This is a genomic window from Erwinia aeris (assembly GCF_041224955.1).
Taxonomy (GTDB): Bacteria; Pseudomonadota; Gammaproteobacteria; order Enterobacterales; family Enterobacteriaceae; genus Erwinia; species Erwinia aeris.
The window spans coordinates 335,795-349,374 of the sequence record NZ_JBGFFX010000003.1 but is presented as its reverse complement, the minus strand read 5'-3'; the positions used below and the strand labels follow the sequence as shown (position 1 = coordinate 349,374).

At 48.7% G+C, this 13,580-nt stretch carries 9 protein-coding genes; 6 read left to right on the top strand and 3 right to left on the bottom strand.

What is annotated here, in order from left to right:
* Positions 1-16: 16 nt before the first annotated feature.
* From AB6T85_RS07865 to AB6T85_RS07855, 3 genes are all read right to left on the bottom strand, one after another.
* Positions 17-718, bottom strand: coding sequence for a DeoR family transcriptional regulator (locus tag AB6T85_RS07865; RefSeq protein WP_006812588.1), 702 nt, complete (start codon positions 716-718; stop codon positions 17-19).
* Between the two features lie 217 nt (positions 719-935).
* Positions 936-1,757, bottom strand: a complete 822-nt coding sequence (locus tag AB6T85_RS07860; RefSeq protein ID WP_000197389.1) for a DUF932 domain-containing protein — start codon at positions 1,755-1,757, stop codon at positions 936-938.
* Between the two features lie 91 nt (positions 1,758-1,848).
* A complete protein-coding gene (locus tag AB6T85_RS07855) occupies positions 1,849-2,712 on the bottom strand; it encodes a GTPase family protein (RefSeq protein WP_006812015.1) in 864 nt (287 codons plus the stop codon).
* Positions 2,713-3,136: 424 nt separating this feature from the next.
* On the opposite strand from AB6T85_RS07855, the gene AB6T85_RS07850 reads away from it, so the two are divergent.
* Genes AB6T85_RS07850 through AB6T85_RS07825 form a run of 6 tightly spaced genes read left to right on the top strand, consistent with a single transcriptional unit; the run spans position 3,137 to position 13,579 of the window.
* Complete coding sequence (locus AB6T85_RS07850; protein WP_032337225.1) at positions 3,137-3,754, top strand: DUF1819 family protein; 618 nt, start codon at positions 3,137-3,139, stop codon at positions 3,752-3,754.
* On the top strand, positions 3,751-4,353 hold the full coding sequence (locus AB6T85_RS07845; RefSeq protein ID WP_023157618.1) for a DUF1788 domain-containing protein: 603 nt from the start codon (positions 3,751-3,753) through the stop codon (positions 4,351-4,353). Before AB6T85_RS07850 ends, AB6T85_RS07845 begins: the two co-directional genes overlap by 4 nt.
* A 12-nt stretch (positions 4,354-4,365) precedes the next feature.
* Positions 4,366-7,980, top strand: a complete 3,615-nt coding sequence (gene brxC / locus AB6T85_RS07840; protein ID WP_129328058.1) for a BREX system P-loop protein BrxC — start codon at positions 4,366-4,368, stop codon at positions 7,978-7,980.
* 48 nt (positions 7,981-8,028) lie between these two features.
* On the top strand, positions 8,029-11,706 hold the full coding sequence (gene pglX / locus AB6T85_RS07835; RefSeq protein ID WP_129328057.1) for a BREX-1 system adenine-specific DNA-methyltransferase PglX: 3,678 nt from the start codon (positions 8,029-8,031) through the stop codon (positions 11,704-11,706).
* Positions 11,706-12,749 carry an AAA family ATPase gene (locus tag AB6T85_RS07830; protein ID WP_129328056.1) on the top strand — a complete coding sequence of 348 codons (1,044 nt, stop codon included), beginning with the start codon at positions 11,706-11,708 and terminating at the stop codon, positions 12,747-12,749. Before pglX ends, AB6T85_RS07830 begins: the two co-directional genes overlap by 1 nt.
* Positions 12,746-13,579 (top strand): DUF4435 domain-containing protein, encoded by an 834-nt coding sequence (locus tag AB6T85_RS07825; protein ID WP_129328055.1) that lies wholly within the window; start codon positions 12,746-12,748, stop codon positions 13,577-13,579. The genes AB6T85_RS07830 and AB6T85_RS07825 overlap by 4 nt, the downstream gene beginning before the upstream one ends.
* The last annotated feature ends 1 nt before the right edge of the window (position 13,580 follow it).

Genomic DNA, 13,580 nt, shown 5'->3' with positions numbered 1-13,580 from the left:
GATAACAACGCTTGCGCTATTCTGGTGAGCTGTTGGCCGGAACAAACGTAAGCAGTGACTGCTGGATAAAGCGAAAATGGGGTAAGGACTGAATAAAGCCCGGGTCTTCAACAAGACGACACAGACTGTCGTTACGCCGGAAAGTCTCCTGCAGGGGCTGAACCAGATGGATTTCATCCAGGGAGAATACGGCGATATGTCCGTCGTGCTCTGCCACCAGATACCAGGCCTGCTGGTGGATAAGTAACCGGCAGGGAGCCAGCCGCTCACAGCGCTGCCCCTCGGCAATCAGAGTCACCCGCCTGCGCCCGGTAATGGCCTGAATCAGTCGCCAGAAAGACAATGCGCCTGATGGCGAAGGAGCCGGACTGGCGGGTGCGATTACGCAGGGAGACTCATCGCACATCAGCAGTGCGTTTACCAGACGACGGTCAAAGCCAGGGAAAAGACCGGCCATCCCGCTGCGGTGGGCAAAGATAAGCACGTCGGGCACCATCTGCGTCTCACTGCCCGCAGTGCGTAAGCGGCAATATCCGGACTGATACTCCAGGTCCAGATACATCAGCCGCTCACGAAAATCACGCCGCAGCGTGCGCACCGACACACCAAACTCAGCGGCAAGCTTACGCACACTCAGCGTTTCCCCTGCCACCAGACGGCTGATTATCAGTGACAGCCTGACAGCCAGCCGGTCATGGCGGCGTTCTGCCTGTGTCATGAGACGTTCTCCGTGAAAGTTAACTGACTGAAAATGATGTGATTACTTTAAAGAGGGGGTCGGACAGGGTATGGACACCACAGAAACTATTTTTCATTTCTGCAAAAGCCAGAGGCAGCGGGGGGTTACAGGCCTTCCCTCGGTGAGTGAGGACCGTCAGCACGGTGCGATGCGGACAGGTGGTGTCCGATATTAACAAAGCAGCAACATTAAACGGTCACTGCAGTTGCGTGAGCAGGGCTTCCGCCATCACCCACAGTGCCCGGTTAAGTTTCACGTCCCCGTCGATACCGCGAACGGCACGGGTATGTGACCGTCCTCCTTTGGCATTACGGCCACTGAGCCCGCCCTTAATCAGGTTCTCCTGAATACGCTGGTACGTGGTCCACAGGTCATTGCTCTCATCCTGCCAGCGGCGAGGGGAGAGGATCTGCGATTCAGTCACCGGCTGGTGGTCTTCACCAAAGCGGTATGTGAGGGCGGCTTTTGCCAGTGCCTGCTGTGCCGGGGGTGGCAACAGCAACGACTGCATGGCATCCCGTTTCTCCTCCACCCGGTCAAAAATCCCCAGCACCTCATACGCGCCTTCAATCACCTGACTCACCACGTCCCCCTTGTGTGGCACCCGCACCTCGCCAAACGACTCACCGCAGACGAGCCCGTTCTGACAAACCGCACGAAATAGTCCCGGCAACATCTGATACGAACTAGTGCCATCGTGGGAGTTGAGCAGGATAATTTCTGGTACCTGTTTACCGGTAATCTGCCCCTCACGCCGCAGACGCAGCATATGCTTTGTATGTTCACGACGACCGGGGTCACGCACGCGGGTCTGACAGGCAAAGAATGGCTGGAAGCCTTCTCGCTGTAGGCTGTCGAGCAGGGAGATGGTAGGTATATAGGTATAACGCTCACTGCGGGATTCATGTTTGTCCTCGCTGAACACACTGGGCACCACGCGAAACAGCTCCTCACGGGTTAACGGGCGGTCGCGACGGATAAGGTTTGCTGCGCCAAAGCGCGAAGCCAGACGGGTCATAAGCAGACTCCTCATAATGGGAAAACAAATAAAAGAAATCCCCGTCGCATCGGCGACAGGGTTAGGGAAATAACAGGGATGGGTTAAATACTCAGAAGAAGAAATCCCAGACGGCACGGGCCACTGACACCACGGTGGTGCGCACGGCCTGAATGACGGCCCGCACCGGGGCGGGTATCAGGGGAAAGGCACTGATGCTATCGAGTACAGCACCGACGGTTTCACCAAAATCGCTACGCGCCTGTTCCCGGACTACCGTCGTGCGAAAGGAAGGCTGGAGTTGCGACACCACCGGGCTGGTGGCCTCACGTGGCAGGCACTTAATCATTCGCTCGGCCATCACCCGCAGTCCCCACTGAAGACGGACCGACACGGCACACACTGGATGTACGGGCTGGAACAGCTCATGCAGCAGACAGATTTTACGGCTGATATTCTGCTTCTGCTCTTTGGACAATGGCCCCCCACCGCTGGTGGGCTCGACCTTATCCGACTGGCTGATAACAAACAGCACCTTATGCCGGTATGCCTCCCCAATCACTTGATGATAAAAGTGTTCATCCACTGCCAGCGCCCGGTCATCGGCCTTAATCAGCCACAGCACCAGGTCAAGCCGGGGAAGCTGTTCGCGATACAGCGCAGCATATTCGTTATCGCGAGCGCCACTTTCGCCCACACCGGGCAGGTCCACCAGCGTCATATGGCGGTCGCCAACCAGCAGACGAAAGCGTAAAGGTTCACGGGTGCAGGCCGCCACATCGCTGACCGGCGATACTTCACCGGCAAACAACGCATTACAGAGTGACGATTTCCCCGCCCCGGTTTTTCCCATAATACCGATCGCTGGTTCGTAGTTTGTGAGCTGACGTATCTGCTGCATGACCCGCTCTGAGGCCCATTCCGGCAAACCCGTAAGCGAGTCCTGCAGGGACTGTTGGCCTTCCTTATTTTTCATGACATCTCCCGAGACAAAGAAAACAAAAACGGCGAATCCTTGATGGACTCGCCGTTATACTGGTGCATTCAAGAGCATGATATATATCGAAAAATTATTTAAATTAAGGACGTACGTTCCTGGATTCCCTTGTTCATACTGGCTGTACCATTAAATCGACACAGATAAGGCCTATACACGATTAACTTGAAGACCGATTTTCAACACTCGGGAATGATCGTTAATAACTCGCTGTGATATCGCCCTGTGAAGAGTCGATAACTGGAGTAAGACCGTCTAACCACGATTCGAATCTATGATCGCGATCAGTCAATAACCAGCATGAATAAATCACATGAATGGGGTGACCATAGTCATGGCATCTACCCTGCATGCCGATTACAATCATTACTTGATTTTTTGCGAGCAGCATTCCGGATTTTTGATGACAACTACCATGATTAAAAATGATAAACGCTGGATTGGCGATCTGCTGGGCGGCTCGCTGATGGTTCGTGAGAGCAGGATTATTGCTGAGCTGCTGCTTTCTGAACCAGACGAAACGACCTGGCAACAGCAAATAATCGATGAAAATATCCTTCAGGCATCCTCCACCAGCACGGCGAATCGCTATGCCAGAACAGTAAAACTTCGACTAATGACGCTGGATCGCGAGTGCTGGCAACTGATTGCCGATGGGAGTGAAAGTGAACGTCTGCAAATGCTTCTAGTGGCTCTAATGATTCAGTCGCCGATTGTCGCGGATTTTATGGCTGATGTCGTGAACCCGGCACGCCAGCAGTTTAAAGAAAAGCTTGGTATAAATTGCTGGAGTGAGTTTGTTGATGAGAATCTTCGTTTGCACCCCGAACTGGGGGCTTTTTCTGATTCCTCTATTCAAAAAATGGGCAATAACCTGATTAAGGCCCTCGCAGAAGCCGGATACCTGGACACCCCACGCCGTCGCAATCTTCAAACAGTTTTCCTGTTACCTGATGTCGCTGCGGCGTTGCATCGATTAAACAAAGCAGAACTACTACCAATCCTGGAGGGTAATGCATGAATGACCCAATCCTTGATTACCGTTTAAAGCAGTTAGAAGAACGCATCGGCGACGACCGTTTTTTAAAAAACCAGGGCTCCGGTAATGAGATTGGCTTCTGGATTTTTGATTATCCGGCACAGCAGGAGCTGCAGGTACGTGAGTACCTGGCGTTTCTTTTTAAGAAACTAGAAAAAAAATATACATTCACCCAATTGAATATTTTTCAGGTCATCATCGACATGCTGGAGGAACGTAAACTATTCGAGCGTATCTGCCAGCGTGAACCTGAACTTGGGCTGGAAACATTGAAAAAGCATCTGGCAGCGCCACTCAGCCAGAAAAAAATCGCTGAATATATTGCCCGTACGGTAGATCTTCCCGCCCAGCAATTTGTCATTCTGACTGGGCTCGGCAACGCCTGGCCGTTGGTGCGCGGGCATGAGCTCATGAGTGCTTTACAGGATGTAATGGGTTTTACGCCACTTCTGATGTTCTATCCTGGCAATTACAGCGGATATGACTTGTCTCCGCTAGCTGGCATTAACTCCCGTAACTATTACCGAGCCTTCAGACTGGTACCAGAAACCGGTCCTGCGGCGATTTTGAACCCTCGTTAAAAGACGACAGCAATGAATATTGAACAGATTTTTGAAAAACCGCTAAAACGTAATATTAACGGCGTGGTTAAAGCCGAGCAGACCGATGACGAAAGTGCCTGGGTTGAACTGGATGAGTATGTCATCACCCGTGAGCTGGACGGCCACCTACGCCAGTTTTTCGAGGTGTATGCTCCCGCCACAGGCCCCGGTCGGTTGCAACTTGCCGATAAGATGGGGGTTTGGGTTTCCGGCTTCTTTGGCTCCGGTAAATCTCACTTCATTAAAATCCTTTCTTATTTGTTGGCGAACCGCGAAGTCAGCCACAATGGCGTAACACGCAATGCACTCTCTTTCTTTGAAGAGAAAATCGACGATGCATTGTTATTGGCCGATATTCGCAAAGCGGTTCAACACCCGACCGATGTGGTGCTGTTCAATATTGATTCGCGCGCAAACGTTGAAGATGGCGTTGATGCGATCCTCAAAGTTTTCCTGAAAGTCTTTAATGAATTGGCAGGCTATTGCGGGGACTTCCCGCACATTGCACACCTGGAGCGCGAGCTCGATAAACGCGGTCAGTTTGATACGTTTAAAACCGCCTTTGCAGACATTACCGGTTCTCACTGGGAAGATGAACGCGATGTCTATCTGATGATCAACGATCAGATGGCGCAGGCATTAAGCATCGCAACCAAGCAGAGCGAGGAATCCTCTCGTCAATGGATCGAACAACTGGATAAGAACTTCCCGCTGGATATTAAGAACTTCTGTACGTGGGTGAAAGAGTGGCTCGACAATCAGGGCAACCGTAACATTCTGTTTATGGTCGATGAGGTTGGTCAGTTCATTGGCAAAGATGCCCAGATGATGCTGAAGCTGCAAACTATCACCGAAAACCTGGGCGTTATCTGCGGTGGTCGCGCATGGGTGATTGTCACCTCCCAGGCTGACATCAATGCCGCGATTGGCGGTATGAGTAGCCGCGACGGTCAGGACTTCTCCAAAATTCAGGGACGTTTCTCCACACGCTTACAGCTTTCTAGTTCCAATACTTCAGAAGTTATCCAGAAACGACTATTGGTGAAAACCGAAGCGGCGAAACCGGCGCTGGAAGCCGTTTGGCAGGAAAAAGGCGACATTTTACGTAACCAGCTGGCGTTCGACACAACAACCACAGCCACGCTGCGCGCTTACACCAACAGCAAAGAATTCGTTGATAACTATCCGTTTGTGCCATGGCACTACCAGATCCTACAAAAGGTCTTTGAATCAATCCGTACCAAAGGGGCCGCCGGTAAGCAGCTGGCAATGGGGGAACGCTCTCTGCTGGATGCCTTCCAGTCAGCAGCTGTGCAAATCTCTGCCGATGGACTGGATAGCCTGGTTCCGTTCTGGCGATTCTATTCCGCGATTGAAAGTTTCCTGGAGCCAGCGGTTAGCCGCACCATTATTCAGGCCTGCCAGTCTTCATCGCTGACAGAATTTGACGGTAAACTGTTGAAGACGCTGTTCCTGATCCGCTACGTTGACGTCCTGAAAAGTACTCTTGATAACCTCGTCACGCTCTCCATCGATCGTATTGATACTGATAAAGTGGAACTGCGTCGACAGATTGAAGCCAGCCTCAATCGTCTGCAGGCTGAGATGCTGATCTCGCGTATTGATGACAAATTCGTTTTCCTCACCAATGAAGAAAAAGAGATCGAAAACGAAATTCGCAATATCGACATTGAGTTCACCACCATCAATAAACAGCTCTCGACTATCATTTTTGACGAGATCCTGAAGAACAAAAAGTATCGTTATCCGGCGAACAAGCAGGATTTTGATATCAGTCGTTTCTGTAACGGACACCCGCTGGATGGCGCGAATCTCAACGATCTGGTGGTTAAAGTCCTTACGCCGCTGGATTCGAACTACGAAAGCTATAGAAGTGCACATTCCAACAGTCTGCTGATGACGGACAGTAAAGACTGCATTCTGATTTGTTTGCCTGATGAAGCTCGTACCTGGCAAGACCTGACCATGTATGCACAGACCAAATCTTTCCTCAGTAAGCAAAGTGGGCAACGCCCAGAGCAAGCAGCGCTGTTGGCCGAAAAAGGCCGTGAGAATGGCATGCGCGAAAAAACACTCAAAACGCAGATTGAAGCCCTTTTGGCGCAGGCCGATGTCTGGGCGTTGGGGGAACGGCTGGATAAAAAATCCTCCTCACCATCGACGATTGTTGATGCCGCCTGCAGCTATGTAATCGAAAACAGTTTCTCCAAATTGAAAATGTTGCGTCTCAGCACCGGGGATGTAAACCGTGAAACCCATGCATTGCTGACGGTAGAAAATGATACCCAGCTTGATTTGGGAGAAATGGAAGAGTCTAACCCGGAGGCGATGCGTGAAGTGGATAACTGGATCAGCATGAGTATTGATACTCACAAGCCAGTTTATCTGCGAGACATTCTCACCACGTTTGGCCGTCGCCCATTTGGCTGGCCGGAAGATGAAGTCAAACTGCTGGTGGCTCGACTGGCGCGTAGCGGAAAATACAGTTTCAACTTACAGGGTAGCGAAATCGCTCTGAAACAGGCGTGGGATGCGTTTAATAATTCACGTCGCTACAGTGATTTACGACTACTTAAAATTCGTCGCCATGACGAAGCGCAGTTAACCAAAGCCGCGCAGTTGATGGCCGATATTGCCGGGGAACCCTTCAACGAGCGTGAAGAGCAGTCTCTGGTCTCTCATATTCGCGAACTCTTTGGCCGTTGGAAGAGTGAACTGACTGTCTTTAAAACGCGTGCCGAAAGTGGACAAAACCCAGGCCGTAAAGAGATTGAAGAAGGCCTGGTATTGCTGAACGGGATTCTCAGTGAGAAAGAAGAGTATGCCGTTATTGAAAAAGTTACCGCAGCGGCTGGCGACCTCGAAGATTTCGCAGAAGACTGGGACGATCTGGTCAGCTTCTACAAAAACCAATATGCGACCTGGCAACGTCTGAGTGCCGCGTTGAACGGCAGTTTTAAAGCTAACCGTAACGCCCTGGATAAAGACGAAGCGGCCCAAAAGGCGTTGCAGGAGTTGGAAGGGATCTACAGTAAGGCACGACCTTACGGAGAGCTGCACCGGATTATCCCGCTGATTGAAACCGTTGAAACCATCAACCAACGTCTGGTGGAAGAATACCGAAGCCATGCGCTGCTACAGATCGATAATCATATCAATGAGCTGAAGCAAAGCATGCTGGAGATGCACGTCCCTGCTGACTTGCAGCACTCGCTTTTACACCCGATGCAGCAATCGCGTAAGAAAGTGGAGCAGAACGGTCTGATCCCACAGATTATGGAAGAGCAGGCTGAGGTTCGGGCGTTACAATTTAAAGCGAACGAACGACTGAACGGCTGGGTTGAAGAACAGCGTAAGAAAGTGCCTGAACCAAAACCCGCCCCTCAGCCAGGGATTATCGACCCAATAGTTAAGCCTGAACCCAAGCTGAAAAAAACCATCTACGTGAACACACGTAAAACGATGGAACGAGCTGCTGGCGTGACAACGCTGGATAACGCCGAACAGGTCGATAAAGCGCTGGAACAATTACGCAAAACACTGATGGATGCCATTAACGCAGGCGAACGCGTACAACTTCAGTAATTCCCCCATTTTCAGGGCAGACGCTGTCTGCCCTATTCAGGACTTCACATGAATACGTCAAACATCAAAAAATACGCCCCAGTGGCACGTAAGCAGTTCCGCGATGCGGTCATACAAAAATTGACCACACTGGGTATCAGTGCGGATAAAAAAGGCAATCTACTGATTGCTGAAGCCACTGATCTAGGCGAAAACGTACGTTATGGACAATTTTCTCTTGCTAAGTCTCTAGTCACGCGTCGTGAACGCCTGGTTAAACGAGCAGAAAAACAGGGTTACGAGGTGCTGGTAGAGCACATCGCTTACACCTGGTTTAACCGCTTCTGCGCCATCCGTTATATGGAGCTGCACGGTTATCTGGATCACGGCTTCCGTATACTGTCTCATACAAATCCGACACTGGAAGGCGGTTTTGAGGTTCTGGATCATGTGCCGGAAGTGGCTGATGCTCTGGGGCTGGACAAATCGCGCCTGGTGGAAATGAAGCTGGCAGGCGATCGTGACGAAGAACTGTATCGTGAACTGCTGCTGGCACAATGCCATGCACTACATGGCGCGATGCCTTTCCTGTTTGAAGCCGTCAATGATGATATCGAACTGGTACTGCCGGACAACTTGACCCGTACCGACTCCATTCTGCGTGGGCTGATAGACACCATTCCTGAAGAAGACTGGGAACAGGTCGAAGTGATCGGCTGGCTGTATCAGTTCTACATCTCCGAGAAAAAAGACGATGTGATCGGTAAAGTGGTGAAGAGCGAAGATATTCCTGCTGCTACCCAGCTGTTTACTCCGAACTGGATTGTGCAGTACCTGGTGCAGAACTCGGTGGGTCGCCAGTGGCTGCAAACCTACCCGGACTCCAGCCTGAAAGGCAAAATGCCGTACTACATTGAGCCCGCAGAACAGACGCCAGAAGTTCAGGCACAGCTTGCAGCAATCACCCCATCAAGCATTGAACCAGAAAGCATCAAGGTGCTGGACCCAGCCTGCGGCTCCGGGCATATCCTGACCGAAGCCTATAACGTACTGAAAGCAATTTACGAAGAGCGTGGCTACCGCACCCGTGATATTCCGCAGCTGATTCTGGAAAACAATATCTTCGGGCTGGATATCGACGACCGCGCCGCACAGCTTTCTGGTTTTGCGATGCTGATGCTGGCGCGTCAGGATGACCGACGCATTTTGGGCCGTGGTGTGCGTTTGAATATTGTTTCTCTGCAGGAAAGTAAGCTGGATATCGCTGAACTTTGGAGCAAGCTGAATTACCACCAGCAGGTACAGCGCGGCAGCATGGGAGATATGTTTGCAGAAGGGGCGGCACTGACCAATACCGACAGCGCGGAATATAAGCTGCTGATGCGAACGCTGGCATTGTTTACCAGCGCAAAAACGTTGGGATCGCTGATTCAGGTTTCACATGAAGATGAAGCGGCGCTGAAAGCGTTCCTAGATGGGTTGTATCGTCTGGCTGTTGAAGGGGATATTCAGCAGAAAGAAGCTGCGGCGGAGCTGATCCCGTATATCCAGCAGGCGTGGATTCTGGCGCAGCGTTATGATGCGGTGGTGGCAAACCCGCCGTATATGGGTAAGCGGGGAATGAATAAAGTAATAAAAGAATATGCGAGATCACATTATCATCTTTCTAAAGCAGATCTATTTTCATTATTTATGGAGCAATCTAGCGCTCTTTGCAAGGAAAATAAATTCTATGCCCACATAAACATGCAGTCATGGATGTTTTTAAGCTCTTTTGAAGATACCAGGAAATATGTTATTGACGAGCAAGCAATAGTTTGTCTATCGCATTTAGGTAGCGGTGTATTTGATGAGATTTCAGGGGAAGTTGTCCAAGCTTGCATGTTCTCTATTTTAAATCATAAGGAACCTATGTATCGGGGGGTTTATCAAAACCTTAGAAATAATAATGGAGGCAGTGTTAATGATATTAAAAAAGCAACATATTACACTCCCAAACAAAATAACTTTAGATCTATAGCAGGAATGCCAATAGCTTTTTGGGCAGGGGACGATATATTTAGCCTTTTCAAGGAAAATCCTAGCATCGGCGATGTCGGTGTTGCCAGACAAGGGCTATCCACAAGCGATAATGATCGTTTTTTACGCTATTGGTGGGAAGTCTGTTTCAAGAAAATAGGTTATTCATTTGGCGATATCGAAAAAGCAAAAAATTCAGGGTTAAAATGGTTCCCATACAATAAAGGTGGCGGATTTAAAAAGTGGTATGGTAATCATCATTATATAATTAACTGGGAAAACAATGGAAAAGAGCTAAGAGAGTGGGCGGATTATTTAAATACTATTGGGACCTCTATGGGAAGATTAGTAAGTCAAGGTTATTACTTTAAGGAAAGTCTGACTTGGTCAAAGATAGCTAGTGAAAATACCTCTTTTAGATTTCAGCCCCAAGGTGCAATATTTGATGCTCAAGGCATGTCTTTATTCATTGATAATGAAAAAGATAAATTATCAACATTATCTATTTTAAACTCTAATGTATTTAAACATCTGATGGGAATAATTTCACCAACACTCTCTAATGAAAGTGGCCAGATATCAAAAATCCCATATCTCAAACCATGCATTGATACCTCTATCCTAGTTGAGGATCTTATTAAACTTACAAAAGAGGATTATGACTCAATTGAAATATCGAAGGACTTCGTTTTTTATAATTCATCCTTCGACTCATTTTTAATATCAGAACATGTAAAAAGAATAATTGAAAAATCATTTGAAATTGTTAATGAAGCAAAGGAAAAAGAAGAGAGAATCAATGTCATTCTAAATGATACTTACAAAACAACTGGTATTATTAATAGTGATGTATCATTAGAAAATATAACCCTTGAATGCAATCCTTTATATTCTGACGTTACAATTGATAATCAAGGAAAAAATGTAATTGAATATAGATTTATTTCAAAATACATTTCTAGATATATTAGCGGAATCATCGGTTGCATGATGGGCCGCTACTCCCTTGATCGTGAAGGCCTGGTCTACGCCCACGAAGGCAACAAAGGTTTTGCAGAATTAGTTGCTGAAGGTGCCTACAAAACCTTCCCTGCCGACGAAGACGGTATACTGCCATTGATGGATTCCGACTGGTTCGACGACGATGTCACCGCCCGTGTAAAAGAGTTCGTCCGCACCGTCTGGGGTGAAGAGCATCTGCAGGAAAACCTCGACTTCATAGCCGAAAGCCTCTGTTTGTATGCAATCAAACCGAAAAAAGGCGAGTCTTCTCTGGACACCATTCGCCGCTATCTTTCCACTCAGTTCTGGAAAGATCACATGAAAATGTACAAGAAGCGCCCTATTTACTGGCTGTTCAGCTCCGGTAAAGAAAAAGCGTTTGAGTGCCTGGTCTATCTGCACCGCTATAATGACGCCACCCTGTCGCGTATGCGTACCGAGTATGTGGTCCCACTGCTGGCACGCTACCAGGGCAATATCGATCTGGTTAGCGATCAGCTCAAAAGTGCCGAATCGGGCGCAGCGACCACACGCCTGAAAAAAGAGATCGATGGATTGAGCAAAAAATTCAACGAGTTGCGTAACTTCGATGACCGCTTGCGCCACTATGCTGATAGACGTATCACTATTGATCTGGATGACGGCGTTAAGGTTAACTACGGCAAATTTGGCGATCTGCTGGCAGATGTGAAGGCTATTACCGGCAGCGCACCTGAGGATATTTGATGAAAATAGCGGCGATTTATACACAGGCCGTTGGTCCTTTGGCCGACGGTGAGATTAGTTTCCAGAGTGACTGGTCGGGAGAGATTGAATCGAGCGTACTACTCACCGGTCCGAACGGTTGTGGTAAATCGACGCTTCTTCGTTCCATCGCGATGCTTTGGGGAGCACTGGGATTCTGGCTTGAGCAATCCAAACCTCTACCAACATCTCACGAGTCTCGGAAATGGTTAGAACGATGGAAAGGTGTCGCTGTTGTTATAGATGACCTCAATCCACTAACACAGTCTCAGGTAGGCCTTTTTTGGGGTTCGGAGGAATGGTCGGAGTATTTAATTGCGACCTACAAAGATGTCGAATGGGTTGGTGAAAGTCGTGCAGGCCGCAAATTCACTTTACGTTTTTTTGAAGAGTCTTGGTTCCAACAATGGAGTCAGGATTACCAAAAAATGGTGATCACCACGGAGCAAGTATCATCCCCTAATGTTATTTATCTGGACGCTGAAGCGCGCAGATGGCTCATACCTAAAAAGAACATTTCCTCACTTGCGCAAGATGATCTTAGTCAGCGCTGGCTGGCAACCTATACCCCAACTTCGGACTGGAAAGGGCAACTCGAAGCATCGCTGTTCAATATGAAAGCCACCCTACCCGATTTGTACCCTGAAATGATGAAAAACCTGAATCAGTTCTTCACGGGAAAAGTGATTGAAGAGGACATTCATCCTGGGCAGCGCCAACAGGTCAGGCTGGATAACGGTGAAACTCATACGCTGGATGAACTGAGTTCTGGTGAGCATCAGGTTTTGATCATGCTCTTTATGGTTCAACGCTGGCTTCAACCTGGTGGTGTTGTATTAATCGACGAGCCGGACCTGCACCTTCACCCTTCTCTGGTTTCGCCGCTGCTTGCGACACTGGAAAACATTATCGAGAAAAAGCACGGCCAGCTCATTTTGACTTCTCATGCTACCGATGTTTGGCAACGCTACGAAAGTTTAGGACTCCGTTATCCTCTTTCGGTTGAAAAAGGTGATGAGCAATGAAGGAGTTTGAGTGGCATATCAAGACCATACTTGAGACAAAAATCACCGAAGGTAAAAGAGCGTTAGTCGTTGAGGGAAAAATGGACGAACTCGTTTTTACTCAGCTCCTAAAAAAAGTTGATCCCCAATGGGAAACAAGATGGGTTCTTGCAGAAGTTGGCGGTAAACGAAATGTTATTGAAATTTTGTCAAAGCAGCCCACATGGCTGGGCATTGTTGATCGTGATGAGTGGGATAATGCCCAACTGAATCATCGGCAACAACAGCTGCCTAACCTGTTAGTTTTACCCAGATTCTGTATCGAAAACTATCTTGTTGTCCCAAGTGAGCTTTTACCTGGACTGCCACCCAAGCAAAGAGCCAAACTCCCCGGTGAGAGCGCAGCGGCGATAGAGGCTATTACGTCATCGATTATCGCAAATCTTGAAAGTTGGATTCAGTTTGGTACCGCATGGGCCATTATCAACCCGCTTTGGGATGAACTGCGATCGCTCGGATTTAACCGAGACCTTCTTGATCCTCAACAGGTGATTACAGAGCCCGGGTTTTTGGCGCATTGCGAGCGTTGGCATGCACATCTGGATCCTGCAGTACTGTTACAAAGATACCAGAGCAAACTGGCCGAAATCCGCGATTTGCCAGTTGATGAACAGTTACGCACAATTGTTCACGGCAAAAAATTTTATAAAGCCGTTGTGACCCCTGCATTCATGCAGTTACTTGCAATTACGAAAGCGACTTCAGTTGATGTATGGTTCAGGGAAATGCCTGTTCCGAGAGATTTGGACTTTATCTGGCTAGAAATGAATTTAACCCCAGAAGATAATTAAT

Excerpts from the sequence above, each read along its gene's own strand:
- AB6T85_RS07865 (WP_006812588.1), bottom strand. The coding sequence starts at position 718 with ATGACACAGGCAGAACGCCGCCATGACCGGCTGGCTGTCAGGCTGTCA.
- AB6T85_RS07860 (WP_000197389.1), bottom strand. The coding sequence starts at position 1,757 with ATGACCCGTCTGGCTTCGCGCTTTGGCGCAGCAAACCTTATCCGTCGC.
- AB6T85_RS07855 (WP_006812015.1), bottom strand. The coding sequence starts at position 2,712 with ATGAAAAATAAGGAAGGCCAACAGTCCCTGCAGGACTCGCTTACGGGT.
- AB6T85_RS07850 (WP_032337225.1), top strand. The coding sequence starts at position 3,137 with ATGACAACTACCATGATTAAAAATGATAAACGCTGGATTGGCGATCTG.
- AB6T85_RS07845 (WP_023157618.1), top strand. The coding sequence starts at position 3,751 with ATGAATGACCCAATCCTTGATTACCGTTTAAAGCAGTTAGAAGAACGC.
- brxC (WP_129328058.1), top strand. The coding sequence starts at position 4,366 with ATGAATATTGAACAGATTTTTGAAAAACCGCTAAAACGTAATATTAAC.
- pglX (WP_129328057.1), top strand. The coding sequence starts at position 8,029 with ATGAATACGTCAAACATCAAAAAATACGCCCCAGTGGCACGTAAGCAG.
- AB6T85_RS07830 (WP_129328056.1), top strand. The coding sequence starts at position 11,706 with ATGAAAATAGCGGCGATTTATACACAGGCCGTTGGTCCTTTGGCCGAC.
- AB6T85_RS07825 (WP_129328055.1), top strand. The coding sequence starts at position 12,746 with ATGAAGGAGTTTGAGTGGCATATCAAGACCATACTTGAGACAAAAATC.